This is a genomic window from Pseudonocardia sp. NPDC049635, from assembly GCF_040659795.1.
In the GTDB taxonomy this organism is placed as follows: domain Bacteria; phylum Actinomycetota; class Actinomycetes; order Mycobacteriales; family Pseudonocardiaceae; genus Pseudonocardia.
The window spans coordinates 95,303-108,228 of sequence record NZ_JBFAON010000015.1 but is presented as its reverse complement, the minus strand read 5'-3'; the positions used below and the strand labels follow the sequence as shown (position 1 = coordinate 108,228).

Here is a 12,926-nt window from a genome sequence, read left to right as displayed (position 1 = left end):
CGAGGCGCGGGCCACCCACCCATGGAGTGAACGAACGTTAACCTCGGGCGGTAGGATCGGACGATGGCCGCCCCGGACAGTACCCCGACGCGGCGCGAGCAGATCCTCGCGGAGGCGGCGCGACTGTTCGCCCGGCACGGCTTCCACGGGGTGAGCATCGCCGACCTCGGCGCCGCCGTCGGCGTCAGCGGCCCCGCTCTCTACCGGCACTTCCCCGGCAAGGAGGCGCTGCTCGCCGAGATGCTGATCGGCATCAGCGAGCGGCTGCTGGAGGGCGGGCGGGCCCGGGTCCACCACGACGACCCGCGCGAGTCGCTGATCGACCTGGTCGAGTTCCACATCGGGTTCACCACTCGCGAGCCGGAGCTGATCGTGGTGCACGACCGCGACCTCGCGAACCTGCCCGAGGAGCCGCGGCGCACCGTGCGGCGGCTGCAGCGCACCTACGTCGAGCTGTGGGTGGACACCCTGCGCCGGGTGCACCCCGACGTCGCGCCCGCCGATGCCCGGACCGCCGCGCACGGGGTGTTCGGCCTGCTCAACTCGACCCCCTACGCCCCGGCGATTCCCCAGCCCGCGCGTGGTGCGGACGCCAGGGTCGCGGTGCTGCGCCGGATGGCGCTGGCCTGCCTCGACGCGGCCCCCACGCCGGTGGCCGATCGCCCGGCCGGGGGCGGCGCGGCGGCCACCGACCGGCCGGGACCGGCCACCGGCCGCTGAACCGGCACTACAGGTTCGGCTCCGCACGGAGGTCGATCTGCTTGTACAGCTCCCCCAGCGCGAGCAGGTGGTCGTGCATCAGCCGCTCGGCGTCCTCCCGCCGGTGCTCCCGGATGGCGTCGTAGATCGCACGATGCTCGGCCAGCACCACCTCCCAACGCTCCCGCGGCACGACCGAACGCTTCATCCGGGACTGCAGGACCGACGAGATCGGAGCGCTGATGATCTCCAGGAGCGGGTTCTCCACGGCCCTCAGCAGCGCGAGGTGGAACCCCCGGTGCGCCTGGACGTCACCCGACTCGGTGCCCACCGTCTCGGCCTCGATCGCCCGGCGCAGCGACTCCATGTCCTCCGGGGTGCCGGACGCGGCGACGGCGCCGGCGGTGGGCACCTCGATGTAGGCACGGACCTGCACGAGGGAGTCCACGTCGACGACCTCGGCCGCGGCCAGCAGGCCCAGGTTCGCCTCCAGCATGTCGCCGAGGTTCCCCAGCTCCGGCACCGACACGAAGGTGCCGCCCTGCACCCCGCGCCGGGTCGTCACCAGCTTCTGCGAAGCGACCACCCGGAGCGCCTCCCGCAGGGTCCCGCGGGACACCCCGAAGGCAGCCGCGAGCTCCGGCTCGGCGGGGAGACGCTGACCGGGCCGCACCTCGCCCCGCACGATCAGCCGGCGGAGCTGATCGGCGACCTGCGTGTAGGCCGAGCTGACCTTCTCGACCTGCGGGATCTGTGCAACCCCGTCCGGCTCCGCCATCGACCCTCCGTCAATACGTCAAACGTCCGACGTTAAGGTACACGGTCATCGGTGTCCGTCGACCGCACGGGCGGCGATGTACCAGGGGATGGTGAGGCGCTCGACGAGCGCCACGATCCCGAAGAACCCGAGGCCGATCACGGCCGTGTAGCCGATCGAGGCGAACATGAGCGGGGTGTTCAGTGACCCGTTCGCGGTGAGCATGAGGAAGCCCAGGCCGTGGTCACCTCCCATGAACTCGCCGACCACGGCGCCGATGACGGTGGCCGTCGCGCCCAGCTTGAGACCGGCGAACATCGACGGGAGGGCGTTCGGAAGCCGGAAACGGACGAACGTGGCGATCCCGCCGGCGCCCATCGTCCTCGCCAGGTGCACCTTCTCGCGCTCCAGCGAACGCAGCCCGATGGCCGTGTTCACCACGATCGGGAAGAACGAGATCAGCGCGACCAGCAGGATCTTCGGCAGCACGCCGGTCCCGAACCAGATCAGGAAGATCGGCGCGAGCGCGATGGACGGCACGACCTGCGAGATGATGAGCAGCGGATAGACCGTCCGCCCCATCAGGGTCGAGGCCGTGACCCACAGGGCGATGCCGACGCCGACCCCGACCGCGATCGCGAAACCGACGATCATCTCGGTGACCGTGTAGGCGGCCTCCGGGAGGATGAGCGCCCGCTCGGTCCACATCGTGGCGAACACGGTGCTCGGGGCGGGAAAGATGAACTCCTGCACGTCGAGGAGCCGGACGACGGCCTCGACCAGGACGAGCACGGTGACGAACGCCCCGAGCGGCACCGCCACCGACTGCACCCGGTCGAGGCTCGGGAGCAGTCGGCGGGCAGGGGCCGGCGCCGCGACCGTGGCCATCAGCGGCCCGGCCCGTCGATCGCGACCATCTTGCGCCGCCCGGTGAAGCCGGGCTCCCAGGCGCGCATGATCGTGCCCTCCGGGTCCTCGACGTACATCGTCTCGTGGACCGGCCAGTTGGAGGCGCCGATGATGTGCAGCTCGTCCTCCCCGACGTTGACGAAACCGTGCGTGCTGCGCGGGGGAAGGATGACCGTGGCCGGGCCGTCGACCCGCTCGGTCGCGCCGTTGACGGTGAACTCGGCGCTCCCGCGGAACACGGTGACGTGCTCCTCGTAGTAGTGCCAGTGCACCGGTACGCCGTAACCCGGCTGGAAGATCTGCTCCCCGATGTGCATGCCGTTGGCCCCCTGCTGGGCCGAGGACCACACCCGGGACCGGACTCCCTCGCGCCATCCGTGCCAGGGCGCGTCGTCGTGTCGGTGGATCAGCATCGTCTCGCTCCTCTAGTTCCAGGTCTCGCGCAGAACGCGCATCCAGTTGCCGCCCATCACGGCGTCCCGGTCCGCACCGGACCAGCCACGCCGATCCAGCTCGGCAGCGATGGCGCCGATGCCCGCCGCCGACTCGAGGCCGGAGGTGAAGTAGGTCCACAGCGGGAAGTCCCCGCCCATCCGCAGCTCGGGGAACTGCGTGAGGAAGGTCTTGCGCCGCTCGACGAAGACCTCCTCGGTCATGCCCTCGGAACTGTCCAGCCCGATCCCCACGTGCGCGATGCCGACGAGATCGGCCACGGTCTCGACCTGGTCGACGTACTCGGCGATGGTGGCCTGACGCTCCCGGCCCTCCGGCGTGATCAGCCGCGAGATCGAGTTGATCCCCATCAGCCCCCCGGTGGCCGCCACCGCGCGGACGGCCTCGTCGGTCTTGTTGCGGGGCACCGGATAGAACGAGTGGAGGTTGGCGTGGCTGATCACCACCGGCCGGCTGCTCGCCGCGGCGGCCTCGATCAGGGACCGTTCCGCGGTGTGCGACAGGTCGACCAGGACCCCCAGCCGGTTGCACTCACCGACGACCTCGACGCCCAGCGGGGTCAGTCCCTCGTCGACCTCCTCCCCGCACCCGCTGGCCAGGAGGTTGCGGCGCTGGTAGGTGAGCTGCATGATGCGCAGGCCCAGCCGGTGCAGCACGGCGAGCAGGACGAGATCGCCCTCGATCGGGTCGGAGTTCTGGAAGCCGATGACGATCCCGGCCCGCCCGGACCGGTGGCACGCCTCGATGTCCTCGACCCGGGTCACCAGGTCCGCCGCGACCGTGCCCGACTCGATCAGTCGCAGCAGGTCGATGATGCGCTCGGCCGCCTCGCGGAACCCGTGGTTCGACGCGACGGTCAGGTTCGACGCCGCGATGCCGCCCGCGTGAGCGGCCTCGAGGGTCGCCCGGAAGGAGACGCCCGGCTGGGCCAGGCCGTTGACGACGGGGCCGCTCCCGACCAGGTCGGGATGCGATCCCGGAGCCGGAGTCAGCGACGATGTGTTCATGGGTGTTGCGTCCCTTTGCTGGAGAGGTCGTCCCGGTCGAGGTCGTCCGGTTCCTCGGTGAGCACACCGAGACCGGCGAAGTCCGCCTCGAGTTCCTTGACGTACCGGACGAACTCGGGCGAGTTGCGGTCCGCGAGCCGGCGTGGGCGCGGGAGGTCGATGTCGACCACCCGCAGCACCCGTCCGGGGTGCGGCGCGAGCACCACGACCCGGTCGGAGAGGAACACCGCCTCGGAGATGCTGTGCGTGACGAAGACCGTCGTGCATCCGGAACGCCGCCACATCCGCTGGACGTCGACGTTGAGCTGGTCACGGGTGAACGCGTCGAGCGCACCGAACGGCTCGTCCATCAACAGCAGCCGGGGCTGGTGGACCAGCGCACGGCAGATCGCCGCCCGCTGGCGCATCCCGCCGGAGAGCTCGTACGGGTAGTGGTGGAGCCAGTTGCCCAGCCCCACGGACCCGAGCAGCGCCTCCGCCCGGTCCCGGACCTCCTGGGTCACACCGCCACGCATCTCGCTCTGCAGCAGCACGTTCCCGAGAACGGTGCGCCAGTCGAGCATCACCGAGCTCTGGAAGACGTAGCCCAGGTCCGAGTGCGGGCCGGTCACCGGCTCGCCGTCGATCGTGACCGTGCCGGTGGTCGGTCCGACCAGGCCGGCCACCATCTGCAGCAGCGTGCTCTTTCCACAACCCGAGGGCCCGACGATCCCGACGAACTCACCCGGCCGGACGGCCAGGTCGACGTCGGTGATGGCCGGAGCCGGGTCTTCGGCCCGCCGGCGCAACCCGCCGCGCCGGGAGTAGGTCTTGCCGACACCCGTGATGTCGAGCGCGACGCCACCGTCGGTCCTCCTGGCCGGTGCCGCCGGGGACTCCACGGTCACGATCCCGCCCCGCACGGGGTCGGAAGCAGGTCGTTCGTGTAGACCTGGTCCGGGGTCACGGTGTCCGGCAGCCCGGCGTACTCCTGCAGGGTCTCCAGCTCGGACTCCCAGGCGCCCTCGGCGAAGCAACCCCATCCGAGGCCCTCGGTCGCCGGGGTCGATCCCGGGGTCAGGGTCAGGAAGGTCTCCAGGATCTGCTGCTCGGCCTCGTTCTCACTGAGGATCTGCTGCTGGGCGGGGGCCAGGCCGGCGCGCAGCGTGGTGATCGCCGCGGCCGGGTCCGCCTTGGCCGCTTCGGTACCGCGCGCGGTCGCCTCGAGGAAGCCGCGCACCAGCTCGGGGTTGTCGTTCACGGTCTCGGTGGTGGTCACCAGGGTGAAGCCGAGCAGGTCCAGACCGGCATCGGTGAACGGGATGCAGTTGGTCTCGGTGTCGAACCGGGCCTGCACCCGGATCGGCTCGCCGTAGACGAAGGCCTGCGAGGCGTCGACCTGCCCCGTCACGAACTGCGAGAGGTAGCTGTCGAAGCCGAGCGAGACGTTCTCGACGTCACCGGGCTGGAGCCCCGCGGCCGCGACCATCGCCGGGAACAGGGTCGCGACCAGGCCGCCCGGTGTGGTGGCGAAGGTGTGTCCGCGCAGGTCGGCGAGGGTGTTGATCCCGGAGTCCGGCTTCACCATCGCGCACAGGCCGGCGTCTGCGGTGATGCTGGCGATCGCGGTGAGCGGCGCGCCACCGGCGATCGCCGTGGCCACCGACTCGGCGCCGGCGATGGCGAACGTGTACTGCCCGGCTGCCAGCGCCTGCAGACCGACCGTGGAGCCACGGCCCGGTTCGATCGTCAGGTCGATGCCGTTCTCGGCGTAGAAGCCCTGGTCCTTCGCGACGAAGAACGGCGAGTGCGTCCCGTTGGGCGTGTAGTCGAGGACCAGGCTGGCGGCCTCGGTGGGGCCCTCGGCCGCGGGGCTCGGTGCCGGGTCGGTGGCGGCATCGCCACCCCCGCACGCAGCGATCAGGACAGTGAGGGCGGCGACGGACGCCGCCACCTGGAACAGCCGTCGATGACGGACGGCACGGCCTGTTGTGGACATCGGGAGATCCTTCGACGAGTGGGGGGTTGTCACGAGGCAGAGCCTGCGGGGCGAATCGCTTAAAACTCCGATGTTTTGGAAGCTAGGAAGCCACTCGGCCGGCGTCAACGCTCGACGATCGATGAGACATAGCGTTAACGCAGGCGACTCACAACCCGTGGTCCAGCTCATAGGGCCCGCTGAACCCTCGACAGCTCGCGCCGCGTCTCTCTAACGTCAACGCAGTCCTAAACGTATGAGTTTTGGAGGTCTACGTGTTGACGGTCTGGAACGACGAGTCGTTGGGCCAATCCCCCGGGTTCTCCAGGGCGGTCGAACCCGGCCCCGGACGGCTGCTGATGCTCTCCGGGCAGGTCTCCACCGACGGTCAGGCCAACCCGATCCACGTCGGTGACATGGCCGGGCAGGCCCGCCGGTGCCTGGAGAAGATCTCGCTCCTGCTCGCCGCCGCGGGCGGCGGGATGGAGCACGTCGCGCTGATGCGCTTCTACGTCACCGACATGCGCCGGATGTCCGAGGTCACCGCCGTTCGCGCGGAGTTCTTCCCCGGCCCGGTCTACCCGGCGATGACGGGGGTGGGTGTCGTCTCGCTGGCCCACCCGGACTTCCTCCTGGAGGTCGAGGCGGTCGCGGTGGTGCCGGCATGAGCGGGCCGGCCGCCGCACGTCCGCGGCCCTCGAACGCCGGGTGGATGTCCGAGCTCGCCGCGGCCGACGTCACTCCCCCGCGGCGGGAGAAGATCTCCGACCTGGCCGCGTCCCGGCCGTTCTTCGAACGGATGGCCGACCTCTCCGACCTGCCCACCGACGTCACCGTGGAGGAGGTGACGCTGCGCGAACGCGACGGCACCCCGCTGACCGCCGAGGTCTACCGACCGGCCGCTCCCGGCCCCCACCCGCTGCTGCTGCACATCCACGGTGGCGGGTACTGCGTCGGCTCGGTGCGCGGCGACCGCAAGGTCGCCATGGAGCAGGCGGCCCGCGGCTACGTCGTCGTCAGCCCGGAGTACGGGCTCGCCCCGGAGCACCCGTTCCCGTGGGCCGTCGAGGACTGCGTGTTCACCGCGCGCTGGGCGGTCTCGCAGGCGGAGTCGCTCGGGGCCGACGACCGGGGCGTGATCCTCGAAGGTGGTTCGGCCGGCGCCGGGCTCGCCGCCGCCACGATGAACGCCCTGCTCGGCGAGGGCGGACCGCTCCCCGGCGCGGAGCTGCCCGGCGCCCCCGAGATCACCGTCCGCGGCGTGGTCCTGCTCTACGGCATGCTCAGCTTCCCGCTGCTCTACTCCCACTCCGGCTCGAACGTGGGCTCGGTCGAGCTCTGGCACCGGGCCTACCTCGGCCCGCACTACACGACGAAGGTGCACGACCCGCTGGCCAGCCCGCTGTACACGACGCAGGCCGCCCGCTGGCCCGCCACCTACCTCTCGTGCGGCGCGGAGGACTCGTTCCTGCGGCACACGCTGGAGATGACCACGGTGCTGGCCGAGGCCGGGGTGTCCACCACCTGCTCGGTCGTCGCCGACCTCGACCACGGTTACGCCAAGTTCAACCGGCCGCCCGCCCGCGCCGAGATGGCCCGCATCCAGAGCTGGCTCGACTCCCTCACGGAGGTCACGGAATGAAGGTCGCACTGATGCACGAGGGCCACTGCCGCCCCGGGCAGCCCGTCGCCGAGCGGTACCGCGAGATGGTGCGCGAGGCCGTGTTCGCCGAGGAGATGGGTTTCGACATCTACGGCGGTGGCGAGCAGCACTTCGGACAGGGACTCGCCACGGTCTCCTCGCCGGAGATCCTGCACACCCACGTCGCCGCCCGGACCTCGCGGATCCGGCTGCGGTCGATGTCGACCAACCTGCTCTCGTTCAACCACCCGGTGCGGATCGCCGAGCAGTTCGCGATGCTGGACATCCTCTCCGACGGCCGCGCCGAGCTGGGCGGAGCGCGCTCGAACAACCCGGGCACGCTGGGCGCCTTCGGGATCAGCCCGGACGACACCCGGCTGCACCGCAACGAGTCGCTCCAGGTGCTGGCCCGTGCCCTCACCTCGGAGACCTTCGAGTTCCACGGTGAGCTCTACGACCTCCCCGAGCGCAGGCTGATGCCGCCGCCGCAGACCCGGCCGGCACCGCTGGTCTACATGTCGGCCACCGGTGTCGAGTCGCACGCCTTCGCGGGTGCGAACGGTATGCCGGTGATGACCGGCAACACCATTCTCGGCTGGGAGAAGACCCAGGCGTCCATCGACGCCTACAAGCGGGCCCTGGAGAACGCCGTCCCGCTGTTCGGCCGGGTGACCGATTCCCTGGGCATGTTCTCCACGGCGGTGTGCTGCGCGGTCACCAAGGACGCGGCGAAGGAGGCCGCCGGGCCGATCGCGGCAGCGTGGATGCAGACCGTCTCCAAGATCTACGCGCACCTGTCCGAGGCCTCCGAGGACTACGCCTACCTCGGCCAGTTCAAGCAGATCATGAACCGGGTCGACGATCTCGACTACCTCATCGACTGTTCGCCCTACATCACGATGGGCACCCCGGACGACCTCATCGAACGGGCGGCCAAGCTCGCCGCGATGGGGGTCTCGGAGGTCCTGTGGCGGATCGACGGCATGGGGCACGAGGAGCACATGCGCACGATCGAGATGATCGGGCGACATGTGCTCCCCGCCGTTCACGAGATGACGCCGGTCTCGCGCTGAGCGGTCGACCGGGCCAGCGCGGGCATGACCTCCCCGGTGAACCGTTCGGTGAAGGCGACCCGGTCGCCCTGGTCGCCCGCCACGTAGAACTGCCAGTTCACCCGCCCCCGGCCGGCGTGCTCGACGAGCTTCGCGGCGATCACCTCCGGCGGGCCCCACAGGCCGGGGGCGCAGCTGCGCAGCCAGTCCAGCAGGCCCATCTCGTCGGCCCGGGCGACCAGCGCCCGTCCCCGGTCGACACCGCGGTAGGTCGTGCCGACCTGCTCCATGTCGCCGTTGAACCGCTCGACCTTCTCCCGAAGGTGCTCCGGGACGAGCGGCCCGGCCTTGCCGTCGGCGGTGAGCCAGCTGGTGTTGATCCCCAGGCTGCGGGCCATCGCGTCCTCCACCGTGTCCCCGAAGGTGATCGTGGTCTGCCACCACAGCTCGACCTCCCGCGGATCGCGGCCGACCGCCGCGGTCTCGCGGGCCACCGTGGTGGCGACCATCTCCAGTGCGGCTTCGGAGAACCCGGTCCCGAGCAACAGGCCGTCGGCGCTGCGCGCCCCGGCCGCCAGCGCCCGTGGACCGGTCCCGGTGACGAGGACCGGGACACGGGCGGGGGTCATCGGCCAGTGCGGGGTGATCGTCCGGCCGTCGATCTCGGCCGTGCCACCGGTGAGCAGGGTCCGCAACGCGACGACGTACCGCTCGAGGGCCGCCGGGCTCGCCCGGCGCAGGCCGGTCGTCCACAGGGCACTGTCCCCGGTGCCGATCGCACAGGCGATCCGGCCCGGGGCGACGGCGTCGAGCGAGGCCAGTGCCGAGGCCATCACCGACACGTCCCTGGTCACCGAGTTGGTCACCGACGTCATCACGCCGGATCGGCCGAGCCGGGCCGCGGCGCGGGTGGCGGTCACGATCAGCTCGGGCACCAGCATCGGCGAGTCGGCCACCCCCACGTAGTCGATCCCGGCCTCGTCACACAGGGCCCAGCACCGGTCCAGCTCCGGTGCCGGCCGGTCGGTCAGCAGGTTCAGCGAGAACTTCATCGTCCAACCCCTCGGTCGTCAAAACTCATACTTTTATCCTGTCACGCGGCTGATCGCTCCCGCATGAACATCAAGTAAGGAGAGAGGCCACTTGAACTGGGGCACTGTTCCGGTGACAGACGACACGATCTCTACCGGAAAACATCGGACATAATCATCCCGACGACCGTCGTGAGGAGCAGTCCCATGCGCGAACACCCCTACAGCCTCGTGATGCGGGTACGGGACACCGTGCACGTCTCGGGGGCGGCGGGCATCGACTACGCCACGCACGTCGCCTACGGCGACCCCCGCGAGGCCGTGCACGGCTGTTACGCCGAGGTCCTCCGCAGGCTCGCGACCGTGGGCGCCGGGCCGCAGAACATCGTGAAACTCACCTACCACCTCGCTGATCTGGCACATCGGCAGGTGGTGAACGAGCAGTACGAGGAGACCTTCACCGCGCCGGCCCCGGCCCGCACGGTGGTGGGCGCCTCGGAGCTGCCCTACGGGGCGCTCGTCGTCATCGACTGCGTCGCCGAGCTCGGCTGGGACCGGGCCGTCGACGCGATCACCGAAGTCGGACCCGCCCAGGAGGCCACCGTGACCACCCAGCTGCGCACCTACACCACCCTGCCCGGGAAGCTGGACGACTGGACCCGGCTGTTCCAGGAGAAGATCCGCCCGCTGCGCACCTCCCGGGGCTTCCGCATCGACGGCGCCTGGACCGTTCCCGAGCGCGACCAGTTCCTGTGGATCGTGTCCGTGGACGGCACCGTCGCCGACTTCGAACGCATGGAGAGCGAGTACTATGCCGACGACGCCCACGTCCCGCTGGACGCCGAGGCGAAGAACTACCTCGCCAAGGGTGAGACGGTCTTCCTGACCGAGCTCTAACCCTGTTCGGCCCCGGTCGCCGACGCCGTCGGCCGAAGCTCCCGGACCGGCGCGGGCCGGGTCCTGGCCCGCGCGGCCCGGCGCTCCTCGCGGCGGGTGCCGATCAGCAGCCGCAGCCCGTTGAGGCAGACCAGCACGGTGGACAGCTCGTGCCCGGCGACGCCCACCACCAGCGGCAGGGCGCCGACCAGGTCCCACACCACCAGCACGACGATCACCGCGGCGGCGAAGGCCAGGTTCGCGCGGGAGATCCGCCGGGCCCGCCGGGCCAGCTCGACCAGCGGGGCGAGCGAGCCGAGCGGGTCCCGGGTGAGGACGCCGTCGGCGGCCTCCAGCGACAGCGCACCGGCACCGAGCGTCTCACCCCCGGAGCCGGCCGCCGCGGGGCCGCCGACGACGAGCCCGACGTCGGCGCCGGCCAGCAGCGGGGCGTCGTTGATGCCGTCACCGACGGCCAGCACCCGGTGACCGGACGCCTGTCGTTCCCGGAGCACGGCGACCTTGTCGGCCGGGAGCAACCCGGCCCGCAGCCGGTTCAGGCCGAGCCGCCCGGCGAGTGTCCGCGCCGGGGTGGGTGCGTCCCCGGTCAGCACCTCGGGTTCGCCGACGACCCGGCGGAGCGCGGCCAGGGCGGCCTCGGCGCCGGGCCGTGGCTCGTCGGACAGCCCGAGCACACCGACCGGTTCGTCGTCGGCGAGCACGATCACCGCGGTCCGGCCGTCGCGCTGCAGCTCACGGACGAGATCGTCGAGCACCGCATGGGGCCGGCCCAGGAGTTCGGGCCGGCCGACGGCGACCTCGGTGCCGTCGACCTCGGCGCGCACCCCCTCACCGGGGACCGCCACGAAATCCGACGCCGCGGGGAGGTCGAGGCCGCGGTCCAGGGCGTGCCGGCGCACGGCGCGGCCGAGCACGTGCTCGCTGCCCGCCTCGGCGGCCGCGGCGAGCGCCAGCACCTCGTCGGCGGAGCGCCCGTCCAGCGGCGTCACCTGCACCACCCGCGGGCGGCCGGAGGTGAGAGTGCCGGTCTTGTCCAGCACGACGGCGTCGACCTCGGCGAGCGCCTCGAGCACCGTGACGTCCTTGACCAGCGTCCCCCGGCGCCCGGCGACGGCGATCGCGGCGAGCAGCGGCGGCATCGTCGCGAGCACGATCGCGCACGGTGAGGCGACGATCATGAACACGATCGCCCGCAACAGCGTCTCCTCGAACCCGGCCCCGAACAGCAGCGGCACCGTGAACAGCAGCACGGTCGCCGCGACGACGAGCACCGAGTAGCGCTGCTCCACCCGCTCGATGAACAGCTGCCGGTCGGCCTTCGTCTCCGCCGCGCGCTCGACCTGCGCCGCCACCCCGGCCACGACGGTGTCCGCGGCGTCGCGCAGCACCCGGACCCGCAGCACGCCGGTCCCGTTGACGGTTCCGGCCAGCACCTCGTCACCCGGGGCCGTGCGGACCGGTACCGGTTCGCCGGTCAGGCCCGCGGCGTCCACCTCGGACACCCCGTCGAGCACCCGGCCGTCACCCGGGATCCGCTCGCCCGGCCGCACGAGCACCGTCCGACCGGCCACCAGCTCGGAGGCGGGGATCTGCCGTTCGGTGCCGTCCTCCTCGACGAGCGTCGCCGTTTCCGGGGTGAGGTCGAGCAGTGCCGCGATGTCCGCCCTGGTGCGGGCGGTCATCACCGCCTCCAGGGCGCCCGATGTCGCGAAGATGACGATCAGCAGGCCACCGTCGAACCAGTGCCCGATCGAGGCGGCGGCCGCCGCCGCGACGATCATCAACAGGTCCACGTCGAGCCGCCGCTGCGCCAGCGCCCGGATCCCCTCGACCGCGGGGCCCCAGCCGCCGAGCGCGTAACAGGCCAGGTAGGCGGCGGTCACCACCGGGCCGGGTGCGCCCGCGAGATCGAGCCCACCGGCGAGCAGGAAGGCGAGCAGGGCGGCCCCGGCCCAGCGGACCTCGGGGAGCGTGAGGGCGGTTCGCATGCATCGGACAATACCTGCGCATCAACGAAGATACGCAAGCAGCGGACAACGCAGCCGAGTTGCCGGACCATCCGCGCAGCTCCGCAGGTATCCTCGAACCCGTGCACGAGTCGATCCCCGGCTTCGCGATGCCGGCCGACGGCGAGGTCCGCCGCGCGGCCGACTCGCTGCGGATGCTGGCCGACCCGACCCGGATCAAGATCCTCTGGGCGCTGCTGCAGGGCGAGTCGTCGGTGGCCTGCCTGGCCGACCTGGTCGGCGCCGCCCCGACCGCGGTGAGCCAGCACCTGGCCAAGCTGCGGCTGGCCGGGCTGGTGGAGAACCGGCGCGAGGGGACCTTCGTCTACTACACGGTGGAGGACCCGACCGTGCGGGCGGTGCTCGAGCGCGTCCTGCACCACGAGCCGGCCGGGAGCTGAGCCGCGGGACGGGCCGGCCCGAGGACGTCGGCCGGAGTGTTTCCCGGCGGTTAAGACCCGGGCGCCGGGATGGCAGGCAGGTCCGGCACGGGTGGACGATGCCGGTGATCCCCAC

14 protein-coding genes are annotated in these 12,926 nt (G+C 71.5%); 6 read left to right on the top strand and 8 right to left on the bottom strand.

Annotation, left to right across the window (positions count from 1 at the left end):
* The first annotated feature begins 63 nt into the window (after nucleotides 1–63).
* On the top strand, nucleotides 64–720 hold the full coding sequence (locus tag AB0J24_RS18715; RefSeq protein WP_358682931.1) for a TetR/AcrR family transcriptional regulator: 657 nt from the start codon (nucleotides 64–66) through the stop codon (nucleotides 718–720).
* Between the two features lie 7 nt (nucleotides 721–727).
* On the opposite strand, the gene AB0J24_RS18710 is transcribed toward AB0J24_RS18715, so the two are convergent.
* From AB0J24_RS18710 to AB0J24_RS18685, 6 genes are read right to left on the bottom strand one after another with little or no spacing between them, the layout of a single operon-like run.
* Nucleotides 728–1,477, bottom strand: a complete 750-nt coding sequence (locus AB0J24_RS18710; RefSeq protein WP_358682929.1) for a FadR/GntR family transcriptional regulator — start codon at nucleotides 1,475–1,477, stop codon at nucleotides 728–730.
* A gap of 45 nt (nucleotides 1,478–1,522) precedes the next feature.
* Entirely contained in the window at nucleotides 1,523–2,344 is an 822-nt protein-coding gene (locus tag AB0J24_RS18705; protein ID WP_358682927.1) for an ABC transporter permease, read from the bottom strand.
* A complete protein-coding gene (locus AB0J24_RS18700; protein WP_358682925.1) occupies nucleotides 2,344–2,778 on the bottom strand; it encodes a cupin domain-containing protein in 435 nt (144 codons plus the stop codon). The genes AB0J24_RS18705 and AB0J24_RS18700 overlap by 1 nt, the downstream gene beginning before the upstream one ends.
* 12 nt (nucleotides 2,779–2,790) lie before the next feature.
* The gene (locus AB0J24_RS18695; protein WP_358682923.1) at nucleotides 2,791–3,825 is read right to left on the bottom strand and encodes a membrane dipeptidase; all 1,035 of its coding nucleotides are present in this window, start codon (nucleotides 3,823–3,825) and stop codon (nucleotides 2,791–2,793) included.
* On the bottom strand, nucleotides 3,822–4,712 hold the full coding sequence (locus AB0J24_RS18690; RefSeq protein ID WP_358682921.1) for an ABC transporter ATP-binding protein: 891 nt from the start codon (nucleotides 4,710–4,712) through the stop codon (nucleotides 3,822–3,824). Before AB0J24_RS18690 ends, AB0J24_RS18695 begins: the two co-directional genes overlap by 4 nt.
* A complete protein-coding gene (locus AB0J24_RS18685) occupies nucleotides 4,709–5,803 on the bottom strand; it encodes an ABC transporter substrate-binding protein (protein WP_358682919.1) in 1,095 nt (364 codons plus the stop codon). Before AB0J24_RS18685 ends, AB0J24_RS18690 begins: the two co-directional genes overlap by 4 nt.
* 254 nt (nucleotides 5,804–6,057) lie before the next feature.
* Here AB0J24_RS18685 and AB0J24_RS18680 point away from each other — a divergent pair, with 254 nt between their 5' ends.
* The 3 genes from AB0J24_RS18680 to AB0J24_RS18670 are packed head-to-tail and all read left to right on the top strand — an operon-like array spanning nucleotide 6,058 to nucleotide 8,497.
* Nucleotides 6,058–6,450: a RidA family protein gene (locus AB0J24_RS18680; RefSeq protein ID WP_358682917.1), complete on the top strand. Its 393-nt coding sequence runs from the start codon at nucleotides 6,058–6,060 to the stop codon at nucleotides 6,448–6,450.
* Entirely contained in the window at nucleotides 6,447–7,424 is a 978-nt protein-coding gene (locus tag AB0J24_RS18675) for an alpha/beta hydrolase (RefSeq protein ID WP_358682915.1), read from the top strand. The genes AB0J24_RS18680 and AB0J24_RS18675 overlap by 4 nt, the downstream gene beginning before the upstream one ends.
* Nucleotides 7,421–8,497, top strand: coding sequence for an LLM class flavin-dependent oxidoreductase (locus AB0J24_RS18670; RefSeq protein ID WP_358682913.1), 1,077 nt, complete (start codon nucleotides 7,421–7,423; stop codon nucleotides 8,495–8,497). Before AB0J24_RS18675 ends, AB0J24_RS18670 begins: the two co-directional genes overlap by 4 nt.
* Here AB0J24_RS18670 and AB0J24_RS18665 read toward each other — a convergent pair.
* The gene (locus tag AB0J24_RS18665; RefSeq protein ID WP_358682911.1) at nucleotides 8,470–9,528 is read right to left on the bottom strand and encodes an LLM class flavin-dependent oxidoreductase; all 1,059 of its coding nucleotides are present in this window, start codon (nucleotides 9,526–9,528) and stop codon (nucleotides 8,470–8,472) included. The genes AB0J24_RS18670 and AB0J24_RS18665 overlap by 28 nt on opposite strands.
* A gap of 186 nt (nucleotides 9,529–9,714) precedes the next feature.
* Here AB0J24_RS18665 and AB0J24_RS18660 point away from each other — a divergent pair, with 186 nt between their 5' ends.
* Complete coding sequence (locus AB0J24_RS18660; RefSeq protein WP_358682909.1) at nucleotides 9,715–10,404, top strand: RidA family protein; 690 nt, start codon at nucleotides 9,715–9,717, stop codon at nucleotides 10,402–10,404.
* On the opposite strand, the gene AB0J24_RS18655 is transcribed toward AB0J24_RS18660, so the two are convergent.
* The gene (locus AB0J24_RS18655) at nucleotides 10,401–12,392 is read right to left on the bottom strand and encodes a heavy metal translocating P-type ATPase (RefSeq protein WP_358682907.1); all 1,992 of its coding nucleotides are present in this window, start codon (nucleotides 12,390–12,392) and stop codon (nucleotides 10,401–10,403) included. The genes AB0J24_RS18660 and AB0J24_RS18655 overlap by 4 nt on opposite strands.
* 101 nt (nucleotides 12,393–12,493) lie before the next feature.
* On the opposite strand from AB0J24_RS18655, the gene AB0J24_RS18650 reads away from it, so the two are divergent.
* The gene (locus AB0J24_RS18650) at nucleotides 12,494–12,811 is read left to right on the top strand and encodes a metalloregulator ArsR/SmtB family transcription factor (protein WP_358682905.1); all 318 of its coding nucleotides are present in this window, start codon (nucleotides 12,494–12,496) and stop codon (nucleotides 12,809–12,811) included.
* The last annotated feature ends 115 nt before the right edge of the window (nucleotides 12,812–12,926 follow it).